Here is a 21,299-nt window from a genome sequence, read left to right on the forward strand (position 1 = left end):
GCTCACACATGCTCCAACTCAACCACATCAAGAAAGAATACAAAACCGGCGATCTGGTGCAGAAAGCACTGGATGATGTCAGCCTGAACCTGCGGGACAACGAATTCGTCGCCATTCTCGGCCCCAGCGGTTCCGGTAAGACCACCCTGCTGAACGTCATTGGCGGTCTGGACCGCTACGACAGCGGTGATCTGATCATCAACGGCATCTCTACCAAGAAATATACCGACCGCGACTGGGACTCTTACCGCAACCACACCATTGGCTTTGTGTTCCAGAGCTATAACCTCATCCCGCACCAGACAGTGCTTTCCAATGTGGAGCTGGCGCTGACCATCTCCGGCATTTCCGGTGCCGAGCGCCGCAACCGGGCCACCAAGGCGCTGGAGCAGGTAGGTCTGGGCGACCAGCTGCACAAGCACCCCAGCGAAATGTCCGGCGGCCAGATGCAGCGTGTGGCCATTGCCCGCGCACTGGTCAACAACCCCGACATCCTGCTGGCCGACGAGCCGACCGGCGCACTGGACAGCGACACCAGCATTCAGGTGATGGAGCTGCTGAAGGAGGTGGCCAAAGACCGCCTTGTGGTCATGGTCACCCATAACCCGGAGCTTGCAGAGCAGTATGCTACCCGCATCGTCCGCCTGCGGGACGGCGTGATCCAATCGGACACCGCACCGTTTGCGCCGGATGATTCCGCTCAAGTGCCGCCGGTGCACAAAAATCTGGGCCGTTCTTCCATGTCGCCGCTCACCGCTCTCGCGCTGAGCTTCAACAATCTGCTCACCAAAAAGACCCGCACCCTGCTCACCGCATTTGCGGGTTCCATCGGCATCATCGGCATTGCGCTCATCCTTTCGCTCTCGGCCGGTGTGAGCAATTATATCCAGGAGATGGAACGCTCCACCCTTTCGGAATATCCGCTGCAGATCTCGACCACCGGCGTAGACCTTGCCGCCCTGCTGGACCCGGGAAGCTACACCAGCGCCGTTGCCAACAACACCAATGTGGGCGCCACCAGCGCTTCTTCCACCCCGGAGGGCATGGTCACAGTGCGCGAACTGCTGAGCCAGCTGACCGAGGATAATTCCTCCGTCAATGACCTTGCCTCCCTGAAAAAATATCTGGACAGCGACGAATGCACCATCTCGGAGGATGCTGCTTCCATCGAGTATTCCTACGGCATCGCACCGCTGATCTACCGCCAGAACAAGGACGGCACCGTGCGCCAGATCTTCCCGGACAGCAGCCTTTCTGCGCTGAACAACACCACCTCTGCCGCCGGCATCGTCTCTTCCATGACCAATCAGAGCGTGTTTACCGAGATGGCCGAAGAGCCTTCGCTGTACGAAGATCAGTACGATGTCAAGGCAGGCCGCTGGCCGGAAAGCTACAACGAGGCCGTTCTTGTGCTGAATTCGGATGGCAGCATCAGCGATTACGCTCTTTATATTCTGGGCATTGAGGACGACAGCGTGATGATGCGTTTTCTGCAGGAGTACGCAAAAAACAAGAACACACAGGCTCCCACCGGCTACGGCACCTACCCCTACGATACCTTTGTGGGCCTGAAATATAAGATCGTTACCAGCTCGGACTATTACGTTTATGACGAAGAACGCCAAATCTGGCGCAACCGCTCCGACGATGAAGCGTATGTGGAGCAGCTTGTGGAAAACAGTCCGGATCTGACCATCGTGGGCGTAGTGCAGCCCCGCGCAGATGCCAGCTCCACCATTCTGCCCATAGGCGTTGCCTATACCCATGCACTCACCTACTACGCCATCGACCATGCAGCCGAAAGTGAAGTGGTAAAGCAGCAGCTTGCCGACCCGGAAGTGAACGTGCTGACCGGCGAGCGCTTTGATGCCGACCAGCGCGAAACCGATCTTGACATTTCTTCCCTGTTCTCGGTGGATACCGATATGCTGAAGGATGCCTTCCAGTTCGATGCAAGCAAGCTGCAGTTCGACCTGAGCGGTGCATTTGATCTGCAGGATGGCAGCTTTGACTTTTCCTCCATCCTTGATCCGTCCGCATTCCAGCTGGATCTGAGCGATCTGGACCTGAGCGACATCGACATGAGTGATGTGGAGCTGCCGGACATGGACGCGCTGGATCTGAGCCAGTTGTTTGCCGATATGGACCTGTCCGTCTCGGAGGATGCGCTGCAGAGCCTGATGAAGAAGATCATGAATGGCTATAAGCGCTATATCATCGGCAACGGCATCTTGAATCTGGATAAGATCGGTTTCTCTTCCTATATGGAGAGCGACCAGTTCAAGCAGCTTCTGTCCGAATCCATGGGCGACCTGCTGGACACCACCGGCCTGCAGGAGCAGTTCACCGCTTCGCTGCAGCAGAACCTGCAGGGCATCATGACGAGCTATCTGCAAAGCTACTCGGAACAGCTGAGCCAGAAGCTGGGCGAAGCTCTGCAGACCAAACTCACCGCTGCCATTCAGACCCAGATGAGCACCGTGATGCAGCAGCTGATGACCCAGCTGACCACTCAGTTCAGCCAGCAGATCCAGTCCGCCATCCAGAACAACATCGCTCAGCTCAGCAGTCAGGTGGAAGATGCCCTGAAGATCGACCCCACCGTGTTCCAGAGTGCCGTGCAGGTGAACATGAGCACCGACGACCTTGTGGATCTGGTCAAGATGAACCTGCAGTCCAGCACCACCTCCTACAGCAGTGTTCTTGGTGCACTGGGCTATTCGGATTATGCAAAGCCCGGCAGCATCTGGATCTACCCCAAGAGCTTTGAGGCCAAGAACCGCATCGTGGACAGCCTGAACGCCTACAACGCCGCCATGCGTGCGCAGGGCGAAGAGGACAAGGTGATCGTATTCTCGGATACGGTCGGCACCCTGATGAGCGCCGTGACCAAGATCGTGGATATGGTCAGCAATGTGCTGGTGGCCTTTGTTGCCATCTCGCTGGCGGTTTCTTCCATCATGATCGGTGTCATCACCTATATCAGCGTGCTGGAACGCCGCAAGGAGATCGGTATTCTGCGTGCCATCGGTGCATCCAAGCACAATGTCTCCGAGGTGTTCAATGCCGAGACCTTCATTATCGGAATGTGCTCCGGCGTGATCGGCGTGGGCCTGTGCCTGCTGCTGCTGATCCCTGGCAACATGCTCATCCACTCCATTGCAGGAACCACCAGCGTCACCGCTGTGCTGCCGCCCAAGGCTGCACTGGTCCTGATCGTTCTGGCTACCCTGCTCACGATCCTTGGCGGTCTGATTCCCGCCCGCAGCGCAGCCAAGTGCAACCCCGTCACCGCCCTGCGTTCTGAGTAATTTTCTTTCTCGACAAGCAAAAGGAGTCGCTGCATCACGCAGCGGCTCCTTTTTTGATGTCCGGTGCTTTATCTCAATTTCTCGTGTAATTCCTCATGCAGTTCCTCGCGCTCTTCCTTCAGTTCCTGCTTGAGAGTCCGGTCGATCTCCCGTGTCTCCTGCCGGATCTCAGCCAGATCCTTTTCGATCGCAGGGTTTTCTTCGATTTCTTCCCGGATGAACATGAGCGCAAAGCTTACCAGCAGCAGCCCGCAGGAGATCCAGATGGTCTTTCCTGCCAGCCGCGCTGCGCCCATGCTTCCAATACCGGCACCCACCGCGAACAACAGAATGATGCCAAAATAACGCATCATCCGGTCCTTAACTTTCGGTTCATGGGTCTTGCTCCAGATGCAGAATGCTTCCACACCGCTGCGCAGGTCACCAATGCACATGGTGCTGGCAAATGCATAGCCGTTCACCTTGCGGAACGCCTGCACCTGCATTGCGCAGGAGAAGGAAACGATGGCGTTTGCCAGCAGGTTTTGCTCCTGTGGCAGAAAGCCAACAATGAACAGCAGAAGCACTTCGCCCAGCACCACCAGTTGCCGCCAGTGAAGCCGCTGCATGTTGCAAAAGCTCTCCCGCATCTTTTCTGCCACCAGTACGCCCAGCGCAAAAGCACACAGAGGAACCAGATAGTGCAGCACCCGATCCCACTGACCATCCATGATGTTGGAACTCAGCAGCACGATGTTGCCGGTCTGTGCATTTGCAAACACCTTACCGCGGAACAGATACGTATAGGCATCCTGCAGCCCGCCCGAAAGCGAAAGGAACACCGCCGTCAGGAAGGACTCTGACATCTGCCCATGATGTTTTGTTTTCATATTACCTTTTCCCCTCTTTTCGTACCCTATTATAATATATTTTTACAGCTTGGTCCATATCAGTTTTACATATCCGGCATGTGTATCCTTGCGCTCTGCCAGCGCCAAAAATACAGCCCGCACTTTGCATTCCCTCACAGGTTGTGTTAGAATAAGAAAAAAGCTTTTCCAAAGGAGAACTTCCTTATGCCGAATATTGTCGAGATCACAGACCTTTCCGCACCGGAGCTGGATGTCTATGCCCGCCTGACGCAGGCGCAGCTGCGCAATCGTCTGGAACCGGAAAAAGGCATCTTTATTGCCGAAAGTCCCAAGGTGATCGCCCGCGCGCTGGATGCCGGATACACACCGCTCTCCCTGCTCATGGAGCGTAAACAGATCACCGGCCCGGCTGCCGATATCCTGACCCGTTGCGGGGATGCCCCGGTGTACACAGCCGACCGCGAGACCCTTGCCAGCCTGACCGGCTTCGAGCTGACCCGCGGCGTGCTGTGCGCCTTCCGCCGCCCGCTGCCGCGCAGCGTGGAAGAGGTCTGCCGCAATGCCCGCCGGGTGGCCGTTCTGGAGGGCATTGTGGACTCCACCAATGTGGGAGCGATCTTCCGCAGCGCCGCTGCACTGAACATGGATGCCGTGCTCGTTACTCCTTCCTGCTGCGACCCGCTGTGCCGCCGTGCCGTGCGTGTGAGCATGGGCACCGTGTTTCAGGTGCCCTGGGCGCAGATCGGCACCTGCCCTGCCGACTGGCCGGAAAACGGCATTGCTCAGCTGCACAGTCTTGGCTTCAAGACTGCTGCCATGGCTCTGAGCGACCGTTCCGTAAGCATTGACGACAGCGCTCTTTCCGCCGAGCCGAAGCTCGCCATCGTGCTGGGCACAGAGGGTGACGGCCTTGCCCACAGCACCATTGCCGCCTGTGACTACACCGTAAAAATCCCTATGTCCCACGGCGTGGATTCCCTGAACGTTGCCGCTGCCAGCGCTGTTGCTTTCTGGCAGCTAGGCAACCGCTGAGCGATGCTTTTTGGCCCTGCCCAAAATACTTGACAAATTTCCCGAACAGAGTTACACTTACAGGGTCATCACATGGGCCTATAGCTCAGTTGGGAGAGCGTTCGGTTCGCATCCGAGAGGTCAAGGGTTCGAATCCCTCTAGGTCCATAAAAAACAAAACGTCCTGCCGTATCTCGGCAGGGCGTTTTTCGCTAGTTTTTCGTTTCAACGCACTGTCTTAGAACATCGCAGAACGCCATATCATCATCTACGGCGGCGATTGCGGCGTTGATCAAAGTTTCCCGGTCAGTGTTGCCCCAGTTAATATGCAGACCATATTCCAACGCCATGCAGCGAATCAATTCACGGGTGCTACGGCCATTTCCCTCACGGAATGGATGGATGATGTTCAGTTCGGCCATCGTCTGCGACAGATTTTGAATCTGCTTTTCTTTATCCTGTTCGGCAAGCAGCTTCTTGGAGTGAATGGTTTTGAACACCCGCTTCTAATTCTCGGTCAATCAGGTCTGGCGGGTAGAACATCGTGTCGCCCTTGCTGATTTGCTCCTTGCGGATGTGCCCTGCAAACGGGTACACATCTTCAAAAAGGAAGCGGTGAATCCGAAATAGGTGAGTTTTGGTAAAACGTCCCTTGATTGGCTCCTGTAACAGAGCCATCTGTTTTACAGCCGTAAATTCTTCTTCGGCCTGTTTGAGTTCGGCTTTATCATGAATGTTCAACTTGTTGATCAGAACATCCGTATCCGGGTAGCAGTACATGGACTGCACGGTGGTGTAGATATCATACTTTGAGAACATAATCAGCCCTTCTTCGCGTACTTTGCGCGCAGTTCATTCACGACCTGCTGATAGCTGGCCTGACCGCTGCCAATACGGTCAAGGTTGCTGCGTGTATCTTTGCTGATGGTCATGCCCTCGATGGCAAAGGTTCCATACACATTGCGGAGGTTGCGCTTGTGCTGGGCAGGGGTAGTATACTTGACACTCATGGTTGAGTCTCCTTTTAATCCACATGATACTATATAAAGTTTATCGTGTATGCGTACTCTTGTCAATCTATAAACTTGATGCCAAATATAAAAAGTGCATGCATTCTCCTTGAGGTCGAGTTCACTCTTTGCACGTGATACTTCTTTCTGCGCTACTTCCATGTCCTTGCGAAGCATATCCTGAAGCAGCTTGCTTTTGGAACACTCTAAAATCTCCGAAAACTTGGTGCATACGATACTCTCTACGATTGCGTCCAGTTTTGTTACACCATAGCCGGACTGTCCATCGCATTGACTCGGATGCCGTACATTATAATGGCAGCTATAACGGAACCGCTTTTCCTTCACCTTGGAGCCATCCGCACCAGCCCGGTTCCCAGAACCATAAGCAGGAAAAGCGAAGCCGTCCTTATTTTTTTTCATTGCAGGGTCTCCTATTCTTTATCTTCCAAAATAAAAAACGCAGCGCACCCCAATTCTATGGGCTGCACTGCGTCTGAGCGTCTGGCGTTTTGCTTGATTGAATTATTCTGCCGCCAATTTCAAAAATTTCTTGTCCGACTGGATGCTCTGGGTCACAAACTTCCCATCCCGGAACAACGCGTATGTTGTGACGGGTGCGGGCACATTCTGTGCCGTCTCTTTCTCGGTGATGTGGATGGCATTGAACGGAATCCCGTGTTCCCTTGCAGCCTCCTGCACCTTTGGCACCCAATAATAGGTGTAGGGGCACTGGTCGGTATAGTAGAGGACAAAGCCTTTTTCCTCCACCTTGGGATGCTTGGCGCAGGCCTTGAATTTTGGCGGCTGGGCATTCTCTGCAAGGGGCAGGCACATGAGGTTGATCCCGCAATCGGAGATGTCCGAAACCTTAAAGCCCTTATGGTTCAAAAACTTTGGGTCAGCAAGGAATTCTCGTTTGCGCCCCTCTGCACACAGAATACAAACGCCGTTTTTGCCCTGCGCCTTGGCATCCCGAAGGCATTCTTCCAGCAGCTCGCTGGAATAGCCGTGCCCTTTCAAGGAGCCGGAGACCCACAGACAGTTGATATAAAGCCATCCTGCCGCTTCAATGGGCACCCATGCGTTTTCTGCCGGGATGTACTCGATAAAGCATTTGCCGCGCTCCGCACTGCGGTAAAAGACAAGCCCCTCCTCAAATCGCTGCTTAAGCCATTCCTTCTTGGCAAGGCTCTGTTTGCCGGACATGGCACAACAGATGTGTTCCTTGTCGATGTTTTCTTTTGTGATTCGGATATACTCCATCGAAGCGTCCCCCTATATCCTTATGCCTTTTCCGGCACAGTTTCTTCCATTTTCCCGTCTGCCGTGCCGTTGACGGTGATCTGCCCGGCAGCAATGCTTTAGGCTCTTTAAAGAATATAGCACAGAACGCCCGATTGTTCCATGATGAGTGCAGTAAGTTGTAAAAAGCCGCTGTGTCGCAGAGCGCTTCTCCGACACAGCGACTTTTTTGTTTTTGGCTGCGGCTTACCGCATCCGTCCATCGCCGCCCATCAAGGCGGTCATTTCCTCAAGATAGTCCAGCGGAAACGGCGGAGAGCACAGGGGCTTCATGGCAATGCTCATGAGCTTCATGGGATTGTCGTCTGCCGCCACCCGGTTGGAGCTGAGCTTTCCGCAGCGTTTGCAGCGGTGGATGATGGCCCACTCGCCGCCCTTGCGTACCCAGACGGCCACCGGCTCCATGATGCCGCCGCAGGCATACATTCCAAAGCAGATCTTGTTTTCTTTACAAGCAATCTGTCGTCATAGACTCCGCCGACGATTTTACCGCGATAATAAAGGATATATTCTCCCATCATAGACCGATACGAGATATCATCCAAATCTGATAGCTGTTCCAAAATAAAATGAAGATATTCTTTGCTGGAAGCCATTATTTCACACCACCCTTCGTATTGATTCATCGGATGATTTCATTTTTCACCTCGTTCAATGTTAAAGGTACGGAAGAACAGCTTCACATGAGCGTCCAACTTTTCAAGGCTTTCGGCTTCTCGTTCCGGCTGGCGGTCACAGACACTGAGCAGGGTGATGACCGGGGAAACGTACATCCATGCCAATGTATCCGGGTCCTCATCCCGAATTTCGCCGCCTGCAATCAGGGAACGGAAAATTCCTGCATGGTAAGAGATCATACGGTCCACATAGCGTTCCGAGAACAATGCAGGCCGCACCTCCCTGCAGGATGCTTTTGAGGGTGTCAATCAGTACATCCTAAAACAAAAGCCGCCCGAAGGCGGCAAGATGCATCACGGAAGCAAATATGAACGCGGCTCAGGGCCATCAGAACAGATCCAGCATGTTGTCCAGATAAATTTCTTCCCGGACGCGCAGCTGATACTCAGGCTTTGTCATGTAGTAAAGCAGAAATTCCAGTATCAACGCGCTGCCCAGTCCCCGCCCCTCGATTTTGAAGTTGGAAAAGCCGCCGGGCAGATAAATTTTGCGGATATCCCCGGCCCCGATGAAGCCGGGGTTTTCCATTGCCTTTGAAAAACGATAGCCCTGCTGTGCGCCCGGCGCTGTGCAGCGGTGGTCCGGGCAGTCCTCGCCCAGATTTTTGCGGCTGACATTCTCGTAGCAGTGCTTTCTGTCCCGGCAGCCGTACCAGCAGCATTCGTTGCACAGAAATTCCACCTTGTCCTTCTGATCCTGCGGCAGGGTATCCAGCTCTGCAAACGACTTGTTCAGGCGGAAATCCGGCACAACATAGCGGAACTCTTCCCGTTCCGTCTCTCTGCGGAGCTGCTGAAAATCTGTAAGGACTTTTGTTGTGGAGGACACGAAATAAAGGCCCGGATACTGCCTTTTCAGGTAGTCCAGCAGCAGGTCCGAATGGACGATGACACCATTCTGCACACGGTTTTCTTTTTCAAACAGCGCACAGAGGGCATTGCATTTCCGGTCTGCAAGGTGCTCTTTCCGGAGCAGCGAATTGCTGAAGGTGAGCCGGGCCGATATGCCATATTCCTGCATCAGTGCAAGCACCCGGTGCGGCTGTGCATCGCCAAAGCCAGTGCGGCCCCCGCCCCAGATGCAGTCGGCCGGTGCACCGTAGACCGAACCGATCTCGCACCAGTCGTAAAAATATTCCCTGTGTTCACGGAACAGCGGCAGAAACACACGGTACAGTTCATAAAATTCAAACAGTCCCGGAAGATGATAATATGCCGTGCTGCGTTCGTGCTGTGCCATTGCCGTGTGTGTTCCTCATTTCTGTAAGTTTCAGCTTCCCTGCAGCAGCTTTTGCGCTGCACCCGGAGATCTTTTTGTCAGTATAGCACAGTCCTGCCGGGAAAGAAATCATCTTCCTCTTGACCTTGAGCGCACTCCAAGTTTTATCATGTGCATGCTGGTGATCTTATCTTTCTCATTATATTCCTTTCTCTGCGAAAGAACAAGAAGTATCTTTATGTCTGACATGAAAAAACAGATTTTTGATCTTCCTTACCATTCCTGAAAGAACGAGACGAGCTTTGCCCGGCTTTCGCGCCTTGCTTTACAGCACAGCGCCTGTTCTGTCAAGAGATGAAACGTTTTTCGTGCATTGCGAAAAATGTTTCGGTTCACATGCTCTGCGGCTCGATCTTCACCGTTCTGCCGCCCAGGTTTTCGTAAATGCGGTGGGAGACTGAGAGCACCGTGCGGCCTGCAGAGGCGCGGCGCAGTGCTTCCAGCACACGGGCTTCCGTTTCAGCGTCCAGATTTGCCGTGACCTCGTCCAGCAAAAGCACAGCCGGGTCCGCCGCCGCAGCGCGGGCAATGGACAGCAGCTGCCACTCGCCCTGCGAGAACATGCCATCGCTGCAAACGGTGTCGCAGCCTTCCGGCAGGGCCTGAATGGCTTCGTCAATACCTGCAAGCTTTGCCGCATTCCGTGCCATCTCTGCAGTGATCTGCGGATCGCCCAGCGTGATCTGCTCCAGCACGGTGCCCGGCACACGGGAGAAATGCTGCTCCACGCAGCCGATGCAGGTGCGGCGCTCGCGGTCGGTGATGCGTGCCACATCCACGCCGCCAATGGTAACAGTGCCCGCCTGCGGCTGGTACAGGCCCAGCAGAAGCTTGAACACCGTGCTCTTGCCCGCACCGGTGCGGCCCACCAGCGTGACCTGCCCGCCCTGCTTTACCGTCATGGAGAAATCACTCAGGACGGGCTTTTCGCCATAGCCGAAGGTCACATGCGCAAGCTCCACATCCCCGCGCGCAGCGGTCCGGCGCTCGGCAGGGATCGTGCGCTCCGGCTGAGCGAGAAAGGCATCGATGCGCTTGACACCTGCCATGGCCGACTGGATGGTCTGGATCTCCATGCCAAGGCTTTCAATGGGAGCAAAAATGCGGGAAATGTAGTTGATGATCGCCACCGAGGTACCCACCGACATCCCAAAGAATGTAAGCACCATGGCATTGCCGGAAGCGGAAAGCAGCATCACGATGCCTGCCACCACCGCGTTCAGCGCCAGCACCACCGGCGAATAGATGGCATCGTAAAAATTGGTGCGCTCCATAGCGGCGTAGCTCTCGCCGATGCAGCGGTCATAGCGGCGTTCCCTATAGCTTTCCAGCCCCAGCGCCCGGATGGTGCGGATGTTGTGCAGCGTCTCCGGCACCTGACCGGAGACAGCTGCAACGGCACGGCGGTTATCCAGTTGTGCGGCCAACATCCGCTTTTGCACATGGCGGGTGAACACCGCAAACAGCGGCAGCACCAGCAGCAGCACCAGCGCAATGCCGGTGTTTTTTACCGCGATGACCGCCATGATGGAAATGATGCGGCAGGCATCTGCCGCCATGCTGATGATGCCGGAGGTGAACAGCGCTTCCACCGTGTCCACATCGCCGGAAAAGCGTGCCGCCACCTCGCCGGGGTTCTGGCCTGCCAGCGTGCTTGCGGGCAGCCGAGTAAGCTTCCGGGACATTTCCGACCGCAGCGCGTGGGTCATTTTCTGGCCAAAGAGCACCAGCAGGCTTTCCTGCGCGGAGGAAAGCCCCCCTTCCAGCGCCAGACTGCCAAAGTAAAGCAGCACTGTTGCAATGGTGAGCGGGATGCCTGCGGTGAGCCGGTCAATGATACCGGCCAGCAGCAGCGGCGGCAGCAGTGATGCCACCACCGATGCCGCCACGCACAGGATGGTGCCCGCCGTGAGCAGATGATGCGACATGGCGGCCATGCGGATGTTTTCAAATACGCCGTTATCCTTTTTACTCTTCATCCAGATTGCCTTCTTTCTGCACCGTCTGGCTCTCGTACAGCTGGCGGTACAGCGGAACCGTTTCCATCAGCTGGGCATGGGTACCAACGGTGGTTTTACCGCCGTCCATAAAGATCACCTTCTGCATCTGCGGGAAGTGGTACAGCCGGTGCGAGATGAGGAAGACCACCTTATCCTTTGCATCACTCTGCAAATCGGCAAACACGGTATCCTCGGTATGGCGGTCCAGCGCAGAGAACGGGTCGTCCAGGATCAGCACCGGGCGCGGGTGGGCCAGCGTTCTTGCCAGTGCCAAGCGCTGGGCCTGACCGCCGGAAAGGCGGGTGCCGCTGGGGCCGATGACGGTATCCACACCGTTTTCCATGGCCAGCACTTCGCCGTCCAACGCGGCGGCAGCAAGCCACGGCATGGCATCCTGTTCACTGCCGCAGAGAACATTGTTCTGCACCGTATCGGCGCTCAGCTCCGGATCATGGCCCAAGTAACCAACGGTGGCAGAGATCTGCCGCGGGGTCAGGGCAGCAAATTCCGTTTTGCCAAATTTTGCCGAGCCGCCGTAGGGTGCTTCGCACAGGAACACCCTGCCGAAGGTGGATTTGCCGCAGGCCACCGGGCCGGTGATGCCAACGATATCACCGGGGTGCGCCGTCAGGCTCAGGCCGGAAAAGATGGGTCCTTCGCCATAGGAAAAGGAGAGGTTTTCCAGCGTCACGTCCTGCGCCGCCGGAATATTCAATGCTTCCAGCTGTTCCGGCTGCTTCATCAGCGGCTTGATGCGCTTCCACGAGACCTCGGCTTTCTGCACCGAGTTGAACAGCTTTGCCACCTTGGAGGATTTGACCACCAGTTTCGTGAAGCAGGAAAGAAAGGTGGTGAACGCCGCAATGTCCCATGTGCTCCAGCCGGAGCCGAGCACATTTTTAGCGCCGAACCACAAAATGAACAGCACGCCTGCCTCAGACGCTGCCAGATACAGCGGCGGCAGAGCGGACTGCCACACATTGTTGCGCACGGCTGTTTTTTCGTAGGTGTTCAGGGCTTCCTCGTACTTTTCTACGCGGGCATCCTCACAGCCGTAAATGCGGTAGGTCACAGCATTCCGGGCGCGGTCAAGGGTGGCAGCGCTCAGCGCACTTGCCGCCTTTTTGTACGCCGCGCCGGCGCGCTGCACCGGCTTTTTCATCCATGCCGCGCACATGTAGGAAAACGGCGTGAACAGCAGGCTGAGCAGCGCCAGCCGCCAGTCGTACACCAGCAGCATCACAGCATAGCCCACCAGCGCCACTCCGGTATCAAAGATCTCGGTGGTGAACTTGCGCATCCCCTCTACGCAGTCGTCCACATCCGAGATGGTCTTGGTCATCAGTTCACCGGCGCCTTCTTTTTCCAGCGCCGCCCGGCTCTGCCGCACCAGATTGGCATACAGGATGCCCTTCATCCGGCGGTTGATGTTGTTGGCAAAGCGGCGGACATAAAAGCGCTTGATAAAGCGCGCCGCCTGCACCGCCAGCGTGACCACGATATAGGCCAGCACCAGCATGGCCATTTTTGCCGCCGTCTCGCTGCCGCCCAGAATGTCGGCAAGGCACTGGGCCAGCCGGCCCTCGAACCAAGGCGTTGCCAGCAGGCCGATGTTATACACAAGGCCCGACAGCGTGACAAAGGCCAGCGGGAGCCACTCTGCTTTGAAATAGGAGAGCACCCTGTCCGGGCGGAACGTTTTATCCTTTTTCATGAGCAGCCTCACCTCCTGCAGCTTTCCGGAAATGCGGGAAGCCCGCGCGGCTCTCGGTCTTGGATGCTGTGTACAGCTTGTTCAGCGCAGCGGCAAAGGCAGCGGCTTCCTCGGCGGTGAGCACATTGGTCAGGTATTCGTAAAAGGCCGCTTCGATCTCTGCCTTGGAGGATCTCAGGCTTTCCGCCTTTTTGGTGGGGTACAGCAGCTGGCTGCGCCGGTCGCTGGGGGCATCTCTGCGGATCAGAAGACCCTTTGCTTCCAGATTTTTTGTCCGCCGCGCAATGGCAGCCTTATCTGCGTGCAGCAGTTCCGCCAGCTGCGCCTGCGTGCAGCCGGGGTGATGCCGCACTGCATGGATCAGGTCGATCTCTGCTGTGCCGACCCCTTCCTCCCGCATCGTGAGCAGGACCAGTTTTTCCGCTTCGCGCGCGATCTTTGTGATTTTTCGTTCCGTAATATCCATAGGCTCCTCCGGGCTTCATTGCAGGAAGTTGTATCTACATCGTTGTATGTACAATCAACAGTATAGCATCTCGTTTCCAAAATGCAAACAGTTCTTTTTGTGCCCGTATTTTTGCAATGCTGGCAGGCTCCACACCCAGTGCATGGGCCGCGCCTGTACAGACCAGCCATATGCTGCGGCATTGCCCGCTTTTGGCGTTTGCCGCAGTCCTTTCCCACGTCGGGGCCGTCACAAGCCCATTTCCACATCATGTCAACAGGTTTATAGCATCAAAACAGCCCTGACCGTGTCCGCTGTAAAAGCAGGCAGACGATCAGGACTGTTTTTTCGTATTTCTTTATTTCAGCCGGTCAGCAGGCATCCACATTCTTGGTGACTATCACGTCACTGTCCAGCCCGCAGACGTTGTGCAGCACGATGGTGCCTGCCTTGACGGGGGCGGTCAGCACCACCTTGCGGATCTCGTCCATCACCGGGAAGATCATATCCTTGGGGACGGCCTTGGTCAGGCGGACGCTGGTAACAGGCAGCTCGCCGCCCTTGACCAGCACTGAGCTGGCGATGGTGCGGCGGGGCGCAGTCAGCTCCTGACGGACATACTGTTCGCCGCGGGGGCAGGTGTGACCGGTGACCGAGATCACCTGACCATTTTCAACTTCGGCTTCGATCTCGCAGCCGTTGGGGCAGACGATACAGGTAAATTGCTTTTTCATTCCACCGACACCTCCAGTGCGCCCGTTTCCTGCAGCTTGGCAGCAGAGACCTTGAACTGGATCATCTCCGCAGGAATGGCTTTCTTCATCTTCTTGGCAGCAACCTCCACACCGTTCTGGCGCACCACGATGCGGCAGTCACGGTAGTGGTTCCGCACGCGCAGCGACAGGCTGAAGTCGTTCTTGCCGCTGACCTTCTGCGGGATGGTGTGGCCCACGCCCTCGCCGCACTTCACGTCCAGCGTGCAGGAGTCGATGCCCTTGCCCTCAACGTAGGCGGTAGCGTGGCGTGCCAGTGCCTCGGACTCCATGGAAACAAAGTCCACCAGATCATGCACATGCAGCACATTGCCGGCAGAGAACACGCCGGGCACGTTGGTCTGCAGGTTCTCGTCCACCACAGCGCCGTTGGTGTGGGGGTCAATGGCGATGCCGGCATCCTCCAGCAGCTTGTTCTCCGGGATCAGGCCCACGGAGAGGATCAGCGTATCACACTTGTACTCCTTCTCGGTGCCGGGGATGGGCCGACGGTTCGCGTCCACCTCGGAGATGGTCACGCCGGTCAGACGGTCACGGCCATGGATCTCGGTGACGGTGTGGCTGAGATAGAGCGGGATATTGTAGTCATCCAGACACTGCACGATGTTGCGCGGCAGGCCGGAGGGGTAGGGCATCAGCTCGAACACTGCCTGCACATGAGCGCCTTCCAGCGTCATGCGGCGTGCCATGATCATGCCGATATCGCCGGAGCCGAGGATGACGACCTCCTTGCCGGGCATCCGGTTGTAGAGGTTCATGTAAGCCTGCGCGGTGCCTGCAGTGAACACGCCCGCCGGACGCTCGCCGGGAATGCCCAGTGCGCCGCGGCTGCGCTCCTTGCAGCCCATGGCGAGCACCACAGCCTTTGCCTGATACTGGCGCAGGCCGCTGCGGGTGGAGGCGGTGACGACACGATCTGCCGTCAGGCTCAGCACAGTGGCGCTGGTCTCGTAGGGGATCTCACGCTTGTTCACCTCATCAATGAACGCCTGTGCATATTCCGGGCCGGACAGGCTCTCGCCGAAGCGGCCCAGACCGAAACCGTCATGGATGCACTGGCGCAGGATGCCGCCCAGCATCGCCTCGCGCTCCAGAATGATCATGTTGCGGATGCCCTGCTTGTGCAGCTCCACCGCTGCGGCAAGACCTGCAGGGCCGCCGCCGATAATCACAACGTCTTTCTGTTCCATCGCTCAGTTCTCCTCCTTCCGCATATTGCCGGTGAGTACCCATGACCCCTGACGGCTGTAACGCACATTCTCCGGCTCGGTGCCCAGCTCCTGCTCAATGAAGTGTTCGATCTTCATCTGGCAGAAGCCGCCCTGACAGCCGCCCATCATGGCGCGGGTGCGGTACTTGATGCCGGTCATGGTGGAAACGCCCAGCGGGTTGTGGATGGCCTGCAGGATCTCGGCCTTGGTCACTTCCTCACAGCTGCAGATCATCTCGCCGTAATCGGGGTCCTGCGCGATAAGCTCTGCCTGCTGTTCCGGCGTGCACCCGGCAAACTTGACGATGCCCTTGTGGTGCGGGTCAAAGTCTGGGTTTTCCTCAAACTTTTCGCGCTCCTGCATCAGGCCGATGACGTAGCGGGCCAGCGGCACGCTGCCGGTCAGGCCCGGGGATTCAATGCCCACGAGGTTGACGGCATTGGGTGCCACGTCGTCCCGGATCTCCACCTTCCAGTCCTGAATGGCACCGTTTTCATCCACCCACTTGGGCTGGATGCCGGCGAAGGTGCGGATCTGATCCTTTTTAAAGATGTGGGGCCACAGCTTTGCGCCCTCCACGGCCAGACTGTCCATGTTGGCCTGCGGCACGCTGTAGTCGTCCAGCACATCGGTGTTCTCCGCGTCCGGGCCAACAGTCACGTTGCCGTCCACGGTGGGGGTGATGTGGATGCCCATATAGGTGTTGCTGGGCACCGGGTACACCGGCATGGGCAGCAGCTTGCCCATGCGCTTGTGCAGGATGATGTAGTTGCTGCGGGAGCCGATGACACGGTAGCCGGTCAGGCCCAGCAGGTCGGAGATCTGCTTTGCGCCCAGACCAGCGGCGTTGACCACCCAGCGGGTGCAGAAATCGCCATGGGCAGTATGCAGGTAGTACAGCTCATTTTCCCGGGTGATAGCCTCTACCTTGTGGTCAAAGAAGAAGTCCACGCTGTTGGCGTGTGCGTTCTCGGCCAGAGCCACCGTGTACAGAAACGGGTCCATGATGCCGCTGTTTTTGGACCACATGGCAAACTTGCCCACCACGGCTGGCACCAGCTCGTGCAGCTTTGCTTCATCGATCATCTCAAGGCCGGTGCAGCCGTTGACAGTGCCCTGCTTCATGGTGCGCTCCAGCTGCTCCATGTCCTCGGGGGTGTTGCCCACCAGCACCTTGCCGCAACGCTTGAACGGGAAGTTCAGCTCTTCGGCCAGCTGATCCATGATGCGGTTGCCTTCCACGCAGCATTTTGCTTTCAGGCTGCCAATGGGGTTGGCAAAGCCGCCGTGCACCACCGCAGAGTTGCGGCCGCTGGTCTCGTTGCAGACATCCAGATTTTTTTCCAGCACTGCAATGCTCAATTTGTAGCGCGAAAGTTCGCGTGCAATGGCGCTGCCCACAACACCCGCACCGATGATGACCACATCGTATTGTTTTTTCATGGTATCCACCTTTCTTCCTGATTTGGAGATCCGGCTTTTATGTTATATATTTCATTGACTAAAATATATAACATTTCATAATCTCTGTCAAGCCGTTTCCGGCAAAAAACTGCACAAAAAAATGCCGCATCTTTTGGCATAGATACGGCATTTCTGAACGTGATACGGTTGTTTCAAGCTTTGAAATAGTGTGGGAATGCTTCCCGGATCGCAGAAAGGTTCTCCGTGTAGCGCTGCATATGCTGCCCGGCAATGCGGTGTGCTGCCGCCGCATCCTTCTGTTCAATGGCTTTCAGCAGGCTGACGTGATCTTCGTAGATCGTTTTTGCGGGCCTGCAGCGGAAGCTGAGGATGGTGGTGCGGTCAAAATGCGGAGCCAGATTTTCCACCAGATCGTACCAGTACGGGCAGCCGCACTGCACATAAAGCAGCCGGTGGAACCCCTTGTCCAGCTCAAAGATCTTTTCTTCCTGTGCACGCTCAATGTACATGCGCCAGAGCGCCACGTTCTCCCACAGCTGGTCGATATCCGCCGAGGTCAGCTTTTCGCACGCCATGCGGGCGATCTCTGCTTCCAGCACAGCGCGCAGATGGCGCACTTCTTCCACCAGCTCCGCATCGATGAGAGAAACATAGGTGCCGATCTTGGGCCGGATCTCAATGAGCCGCCGCTGCGCCAGCTCCAGCTCTGCTTCCCGGAAGGGGGTGCGGCTCACCCCCAGCTGTTCGCACAATTCCGGCTCGTTCAGTTTTTCACCCGGCTCTAGACGGGTATTGATAATATTATCGATCAATACCCGCAGAACAAAACTTTTTGCAGATTCATGCTCTCTGCGCTCTGAAATCGTAATCATCGGAAGGCTCCTTTCCCTCACAGGGAAACACTGTTCTCAGACTGCTGGGTCAAGTATACCACACTGCACACCGGCGTAAAAGAGGACAATATATAAAAGGAAGAAAACTGTGTCAGAATTGTAAAAGATAAAATATTTTAACTATTATTCTTGACTTATCCAACGATTCGGCTATAATGGTCGTGTTCGCAAGAAACTTCAAAAAATTTAGATATTCAAAACAAATCAAAGGAGACTACTACCATGACGTTTGAAGAAATGAAGAAGATCGTTGTCGATACCCTGAACTGCGACGAGGACAAGGTGACCATGGAGGCCAGCCTGACCGAGGATCTGGAGGCCGACAGTCTGGATGCCGTGGAGCTGAACATGGCTCTGGAAGATGCCTGCGGCGTGTCCATCCCGGACGAAGAGCTGGCAAAGCTCAAGACCGTGGGCGATATCTACAACTACATCACTGCACATATCTGAGGCAAAAAGCAATGAACGATATCCGAGATCTTTTCCCCGGCCGAATGCGGGAGCGCACCTTCCAGCTGAAGGCCAAGCGGGATGCCGGTGCCGTCTGGCACGAGCAGCAGTTTGTGGAGTGCAAGCAGTGCGGCCGCCGCGCCGCACGCACCCTGTGGGCAAGAAGCCTTTACGTCTGCCCCAACTGCGGCTACCACATGCCCATTGGCGGGTACTACCGGCTCAGTCTGGTGCTGGACCACGGCAGCTTCCGGGAACTGGATGCCGACCTTGCTCCGCAGGATGTGCTGCATTTTCCGGGCTACCGTGAAAAGCTTGCCGCCGCCCAGAACAAGACCGGCCTGCGCGAAGCCGCTGTAACGGCCACCGGCCGCATCGGCGGGGTGGCCTGCGTGGCTGCCGTGCTGGACAGCCGCTTTTTCATGGGCAGCATGAGCACTGCCGTGGGCGACAAGATCACCCGCGCCATCGAGTACGCCGCCGCAAAGCACCTGCCGCTGGTTATTTTTTCGGCCAGCGGCGGCGCGCGGATGCAGGAGGGCATTTTCAGCCTGATGCAGATGGCAAAGACCAGTGCCGCCATCCAGCGCTTTTCGGCAAAGGGCGGGTTGTACATCAGTGTGCTCACCCACCCCACCACCGGCGGTGTGACGGCCAGCTTTGCAAGCCTTGGCGACATCATGCTGGCAGAGCCTGGCGCGCTGATCGGCTTTGCAGGTCCGCGGGTCATTGAGCAGACCATTGGCGAAAAGCTGCCTGCCGGATTCCAGCGCAGCGAGTTCCAGATGGAGCACGGCTTTGTGGATCAGGTGGTGCCCCGCAGCCAGCTGCGGGATACCCTGATCCAGGTCTTGCAGCTCCATGCAGGAGGAAAACACGAATGATCAAGGAAATTTTAGAGCAGCTGGCTCCGCTGGATGCCCAGATCGCCGCGCTGAAAGGCAGCGGCAACGAGATGGATGCCATCACGGCCCATGCCTCCGAGCTGGCAGAGCTGGCTGTGGAAGAGGACGAGATCCTGCGCACCTGCGGCCCGCTGACCGCCGAGGATCGGGTGTTCCTGGCCCGGCACCCGGAGCGCCCCCACATTGATGAGACTGTTTCTGCCCTGTTCACCGACTTCTTTGAGCAGCGCGGCGACCGTCAGTGCAAGGAAGACCCTGCCATTCTAGGCGGCATCGCCCGTTTTCACGGATTGCCGGTGACGGTCATCGGCCACCGCAAGGGCAGCACACTGGAAGAAAATCTGGCCTGTAACTTTGGTATGCCGGGGCCGGAGGGCTACCGCAAGGCCCTGCGCCTGATGAAGCAGGCCGAAAAGTTTGGCCGGCCCATCATCACCTTCATTGACACACCGGGCGCTTACCCCGGCAAGGATGCCGAGGAGCGCGGTCAGGGCGAAGCCATTGCACGCAACCTGATGGAAATGAGCGGCCTGACCGTGCCGGTCATTGCCGTTGTCACCGGCGAAGGCTCTTCCGGCGGTGCGCTGGCACTGGGTGTGGCAAACCACATCCTCATGCTGGAAAATGCCGTTTACTCGGTGCTCAGCCCCGAGGGCTTTGCCAGCATTCTGTGGAAGGATGCTTCCCGCAGCGGCGAAGCCTGCGAGATGATGAAGCTGACCGCGCAGGATCTGTACAGCGATGGCATCGTGGAGCAGGTGATCCCGGAACCGTTGGGCGGCGCACAGCGCAGCCACGCAGCCTTGTTTGAACAGTTGGATGTTGCTTTGCGGGTGCACCTGAAAGAGCTGTGCCGCATGAGCGGCCGCCAGCTGGCCGACCAGCGCTATAAAAAATACCGCCAGATCGGAGAAACGAGGAACGCATGAGTGGTTTACAGCTGATCGCCACCGGCGGGGCCATCCCCGGCCGAACGGTCACCAACGAAGATCTGAGCCGCATGGTGGATACCAGCGACGAGTGGATCACCAGCCGCACCGGCATCCGCACCCGGCACTGGTGCACGGAGGATGAATCTGCCGCCACGCTGGCCATTTCCGCCGCAAAGCAGGCTTTGGCCCGCAGCGGCCTTGCCCCTGCGCAGATCGGGTGCTGCATCTGTGCCACCCTGTCCGCCCCAGACGCGACCCCCAGTGTAGCCTGTCAGGTGCAGGCGGCGCTGGGCCTTCCCGAGGACCGGCCTGCGCTGGATGTCAACGCGGCCTGTTCCGGCTTCCTCTACGGCATAGCCGTGGCGCGGGGACTGCTGACAACTTTGGGTGGACAGTATGCCCTCGTCATTGGGTGCGAAGCCCTTTCCCGCCTGATGGACCCCGCCGACCGCTCCACCTGTGTACTGTTTGGGGATGGAGCCGGTGCTGCCATTTTTCAGCTGTCGGACACTCCCTTTGCTCTGACGCTGGGCGCGCGCGGCAGCGATGTTCTCCATGCGGGCGGGCCGAACCGCACAGGTTCTGCGCCCATCACCATGGACGGCAAGGCCGTATTCCGCTTTGCAGTGGATGCCCTGCCCAAGTGCCTGCACACTGTGCTGGATGAAACACAGCTGACCCTCGATGATCTTGAGTGGGTGGTCTGCCATCAGGCCAACAGCCGCATCATCGACCACTGCGTGCGGGCGCTGAAGGCCGACCCGGCAAAGTTCTACAAGAACATGGACCGCCACGGCAACACCAGTGCCGCCAGCATCCCGGTAGCCCTGAACGAGCTTGCCGAGAACGGGCAGCTGCAGCCGGGCCAGCTTCTGGCCTGCATCGGCTTTGGCGGCGGCCTGACATGGGGCGGCGCAATTTTTCAATACAAAGAGTAAAAATCATGTTCGGCAAACGGGCTCGCCCTCTCAGTCACCTTCGGTGACAGCTCCCCCAAAGTGGGAGCCTTTGGCAAAACCGAAAAGTTTACCGTACTGCCAAGGGCTCTTCCTTTGAGGAAAGACTTCCCCCGCGCCGGGGGAAGATGTCGCGAAGCGACAAAAGGGG

20 protein-coding genes, 1 tRNA gene and 2 pseudogenes are annotated in these 21,299 nt (G+C 57.1%); 7 read left to right on the forward strand and 16 right to left on the reverse strand.

The window, feature by feature from the left end; all coding sequences use genetic code 11:
• Positions 1-8: 8 nt before the first annotated feature.
• Positions 9-3,311, forward strand: a complete 3,303-nt coding sequence (locus tag J3348_RS03340; protein ID WP_207698285.1) for an ATP-binding cassette domain-containing protein — start codon at positions 9-11, stop codon at positions 3,309-3,311.
• A 68-nt stretch (positions 3,312-3,379) separates the two neighbouring features.
• On the opposite strand, the gene J3348_RS03345 is transcribed toward J3348_RS03340, so the two are convergent.
• Positions 3,380-4,180 carry a YoaK family protein gene (locus tag J3348_RS03345; protein ID WP_120079419.1) on the reverse strand — a complete coding sequence of 267 codons (801 nt, stop codon included), beginning with the start codon at positions 4,178-4,180 and terminating at the stop codon, positions 3,380-3,382.
• 186 nt (positions 4,181-4,366) lie between these two features.
• On the opposite strand from J3348_RS03345, the gene J3348_RS03350 reads away from it, so the two are divergent.
• A complete protein-coding gene (locus J3348_RS03350) occupies positions 4,367-5,194 on the forward strand; it encodes an RNA methyltransferase (protein WP_005939817.1) in 828 nt (275 codons plus the stop codon).
• Between the two features lie 74 nt (positions 5,195-5,268).
• Positions 5,269-5,341 (forward strand) — tRNA-Ala (locus J3348_RS03355).
• 44 nt (positions 5,342-5,385) lie between these two features.
• Here J3348_RS03355 and J3348_RS03360 read toward each other — a convergent pair.
• The 15 genes and pseudogenes from J3348_RS03360 to J3348_RS03425 all read right to left on the reverse strand — a co-directional run bounded on the left by J3348_RS03360 (position 5,386) and on the right by J3348_RS03425 (position 17,884).
• Complete coding sequence (locus J3348_RS03360) at positions 5,386-5,673, reverse strand: Fic family protein (RefSeq protein WP_207698286.1); 288 nt, start codon at positions 5,671-5,673, stop codon at positions 5,386-5,388.
• Complete coding sequence (locus J3348_RS03365; RefSeq protein ID WP_207698287.1) at positions 5,627-5,992, reverse strand: Fic family protein; 366 nt, start codon at positions 5,990-5,992, stop codon at positions 5,627-5,629. The genes J3348_RS03360 and J3348_RS03365 overlap by 47 nt, the downstream gene beginning before the upstream one ends.
• A 2-nt stretch (positions 5,993-5,994) precedes the next feature.
• The gene (locus tag J3348_RS03370; protein ID WP_207698288.1) at positions 5,995-6,183 is read right to left on the reverse strand and encodes an antitoxin VbhA family protein; all 189 of its coding nucleotides are present in this window, start codon (positions 6,181-6,183) and stop codon (positions 5,995-5,997) included.
• Positions 6,184-6,708: 525 nt separating this feature from the next.
• Entirely contained in the window at positions 6,709-7,449 is a 741-nt protein-coding gene (locus J3348_RS03375) for an N-acetyltransferase (protein WP_207698289.1), read from the reverse strand.
• Between the two features lie 225 nt (positions 7,450-7,674).
• A pseudogene (locus J3348_RS14145) lies at positions 7,675-7,905 on the reverse strand (RNHCP domain-containing protein); the annotation flags it as partial.
• Between the two features lie 11 nt (positions 7,906-7,916).
• Positions 7,917-8,084: pseudogene (locus J3348_RS14150) on the reverse strand (TfoX/Sxy family protein); the annotation flags it as partial.
• Between the two features lie 39 nt (positions 8,085-8,123).
• A complete protein-coding gene (locus J3348_RS03385) occupies positions 8,124-8,372 on the reverse strand; it encodes a hypothetical protein (protein WP_044953420.1) in 249 nt (82 codons plus the stop codon).
• Positions 8,373-8,493: 121 nt separating this feature from the next.
• Positions 8,494-9,405, reverse strand: a complete 912-nt coding sequence (locus J3348_RS03390; RefSeq protein WP_207698290.1) for a hypothetical protein — start codon at positions 9,403-9,405, stop codon at positions 8,494-8,496.
• 371 nt (positions 9,406-9,776) lie between these two features.
• The gene (locus J3348_RS03395; protein ID WP_207698291.1) at positions 9,777-11,423 is read right to left on the reverse strand and encodes an ABC transporter ATP-binding protein; all 1,647 of its coding nucleotides are present in this window, start codon (positions 11,421-11,423) and stop codon (positions 9,777-9,779) included.
• On the reverse strand, positions 11,413-13,158 hold the full coding sequence (locus J3348_RS03400; RefSeq protein WP_207698292.1) for an ABC transporter ATP-binding protein: 1,746 nt from the start codon (positions 13,156-13,158) through the stop codon (positions 11,413-11,415). The genes J3348_RS03395 and J3348_RS03400 overlap by 11 nt, the downstream gene beginning before the upstream one ends.
• Positions 13,145-13,624 (reverse strand): MarR family transcriptional regulator, encoded by a 480-nt coding sequence (locus J3348_RS03405; protein ID WP_097774755.1) that lies wholly within the window; start codon positions 13,622-13,624, stop codon positions 13,145-13,147. The genes J3348_RS03400 and J3348_RS03405 overlap by 14 nt, the downstream gene beginning before the upstream one ends.
• A 350-nt stretch (positions 13,625-13,974) precedes the next feature.
• Positions 13,975-14,337, reverse strand: a complete 363-nt coding sequence (locus tag J3348_RS03410) for a DUF1667 domain-containing protein (RefSeq protein WP_207698293.1) — start codon at positions 14,335-14,337, stop codon at positions 13,975-13,977.
• Positions 14,334-15,566: an FAD-dependent oxidoreductase gene (locus J3348_RS03415; protein ID WP_207698294.1), complete on the reverse strand. Its 1,233-nt coding sequence runs from the start codon at positions 15,564-15,566 to the stop codon at positions 14,334-14,336. The genes J3348_RS03410 and J3348_RS03415 overlap by 4 nt, the downstream gene beginning before the upstream one ends.
• 3 nt (positions 15,567-15,569) lie before the next feature.
• Positions 15,570-17,030, reverse strand: coding sequence for an NAD(P)/FAD-dependent oxidoreductase (locus tag J3348_RS03420; protein ID WP_207698295.1), 1,461 nt, complete (start codon positions 17,028-17,030; stop codon positions 15,570-15,572).
• Positions 17,031-17,203: 173 nt separating this feature from the next.
• A complete protein-coding gene (locus J3348_RS03425) occupies positions 17,204-17,884 on the reverse strand; it encodes a GntR family transcriptional regulator (RefSeq protein ID WP_207698296.1) in 681 nt (226 codons plus the stop codon).
• 243 nt (positions 17,885-18,127) lie between these two features.
• Here J3348_RS03425 and acpP point away from each other — a divergent pair, with 243 nt between their 5' ends.
• The 4 genes from acpP to J3348_RS03445 are packed head-to-tail and all read left to right on the forward strand — an operon-like array spanning position 18,128 to position 21,130.
• Positions 18,128-18,355 (forward strand): acyl carrier protein, encoded by a 228-nt coding sequence (gene acpP, locus J3348_RS03430; RefSeq protein ID WP_005939770.1) that lies wholly within the window; start codon positions 18,128-18,130, stop codon positions 18,353-18,355.
• Between the two features lie 11 nt (positions 18,356-18,366).
• The gene (accD, locus tag J3348_RS03435; protein ID WP_097774750.1) at positions 18,367-19,239 is read left to right on the forward strand and encodes an acetyl-CoA carboxylase, carboxyltransferase subunit beta; all 873 of its coding nucleotides are present in this window, start codon (positions 18,367-18,369) and stop codon (positions 19,237-19,239) included.
• A complete protein-coding gene (locus J3348_RS03440; RefSeq protein ID WP_005939761.1) occupies positions 19,236-20,189 on the forward strand; it encodes an acetyl-CoA carboxylase carboxyltransferase subunit alpha in 954 nt (317 codons plus the stop codon). The genes accD and J3348_RS03440 overlap by 4 nt, the downstream gene beginning before the upstream one ends.
• Entirely contained in the window at positions 20,186-21,130 is a 945-nt protein-coding gene (locus tag J3348_RS03445; RefSeq protein ID WP_005939758.1) for a beta-ketoacyl-ACP synthase III, read from the forward strand. The genes J3348_RS03440 and J3348_RS03445 overlap by 4 nt, the downstream gene beginning before the upstream one ends.
• Positions 21,131-21,299 lie beyond the last annotated feature (169 nt).

The sequence above is a fragment of the Faecalibacterium sp. Marseille-Q4896 genome, from assembly GCF_017377615.1.
Classification (GTDB): domain Bacteria; phylum Bacillota; class Clostridia; order Oscillospirales; family Ruminococcaceae; genus Faecalibacterium; species Faecalibacterium taiwanense.

What these genes read in the sequence shown, in the direction of transcription:
- J3348_RS03395 (WP_207698291.1), bottom strand. Translation starts at nt 11,423, where the DNA reads ATGAAGAGTAAAAAGGATAACGGCGTATTTGAAAACATCCGCATGGCC.
- J3348_RS03440 (WP_005939761.1), top strand. Translation starts at nt 19,236, where the DNA reads ATGATCAAGGAAATTTTAGAGCAGCTGGCTCCGCTGGATGCCCAGATC.
- accD (WP_097774750.1), top strand. Translation starts at nt 18,367, where the DNA reads ATGAACGATATCCGAGATCTTTTCCCCGGCCGAATGCGGGAGCGCACC.
- J3348_RS03445 (WP_005939758.1), top strand. Translation starts at nt 20,186, where the DNA reads ATGAGTGGTTTACAGCTGATCGCCACCGGCGGGGCCATCCCCGGCCGA.
- J3348_RS03425 (WP_207698296.1), bottom strand. Translation starts at nt 17,884, where the DNA reads ATGATTACGATTTCAGAGCGCAGAGAGCATGAATCTGCAAAAAGTTTT.
- J3348_RS03365 (WP_207698287.1), bottom strand. Translation starts at nt 5,992, where the DNA reads ATGTTCTCAAAGTATGATATCTACACCACCGTGCAGTCCATGTACTGC.
- J3348_RS03370 (WP_207698288.1), bottom strand. Translation starts at nt 6,183, where the DNA reads ATGAGTGTCAAGTATACTACCCCTGCCCAGCACAAGCGCAACCTCCGC.
- J3348_RS03390 (WP_207698290.1), bottom strand. Translation starts at nt 9,405, where the DNA reads ATGGCACAGCACGAACGCAGCACGGCATATTATCATCTTCCGGGACTG.
- J3348_RS03375 (WP_207698289.1), bottom strand. Translation starts at nt 7,449, where the DNA reads ATGGAGTATATCCGAATCACAAAAGAAAACATCGACAAGGAACACATC.
- J3348_RS03405 (WP_097774755.1), bottom strand. Translation starts at nt 13,624, where the DNA reads ATGGATATTACGGAACGAAAAATCACAAAGATCGCGCGCGAAGCGGAA.
- J3348_RS03410 (WP_207698293.1), bottom strand. Translation starts at nt 14,337, where the DNA reads ATGAAAAAGCAATTTACCTGTATCGTCTGCCCCAACGGCTGCGAGATC.
- J3348_RS03340 (WP_207698285.1), top strand. Translation starts at nt 9, where the DNA reads ATGCTCCAACTCAACCACATCAAGAAAGAATACAAAACCGGCGATCTG.
- J3348_RS03415 (WP_207698294.1), bottom strand. Translation starts at nt 15,566, where the DNA reads ATGGAACAGAAAGACGTTGTGATTATCGGCGGCGGCCCTGCAGGTCTT.
- J3348_RS03420 (WP_207698295.1), bottom strand. Translation starts at nt 17,030, where the DNA reads ATGAAAAAACAATACGATGTGGTCATCATCGGTGCGGGTGTTGTGGGC.
- J3348_RS03350 (WP_005939817.1), top strand. Translation starts at nt 4,367, where the DNA reads ATGCCGAATATTGTCGAGATCACAGACCTTTCCGCACCGGAGCTGGAT.
- acpP (WP_005939770.1), top strand. Translation starts at nt 18,128, where the DNA reads ATGACGTTTGAAGAAATGAAGAAGATCGTTGTCGATACCCTGAACTGC.
- J3348_RS03400 (WP_207698292.1), bottom strand. Translation starts at nt 13,158, where the DNA reads ATGAAAAAGGATAAAACGTTCCGCCCGGACAGGGTGCTCTCCTATTTC.
- J3348_RS03345 (WP_120079419.1), bottom strand. Translation starts at nt 4,180, where the DNA reads ATGAAAACAAAACATCATGGGCAGATGTCAGAGTCCTTCCTGACGGCG.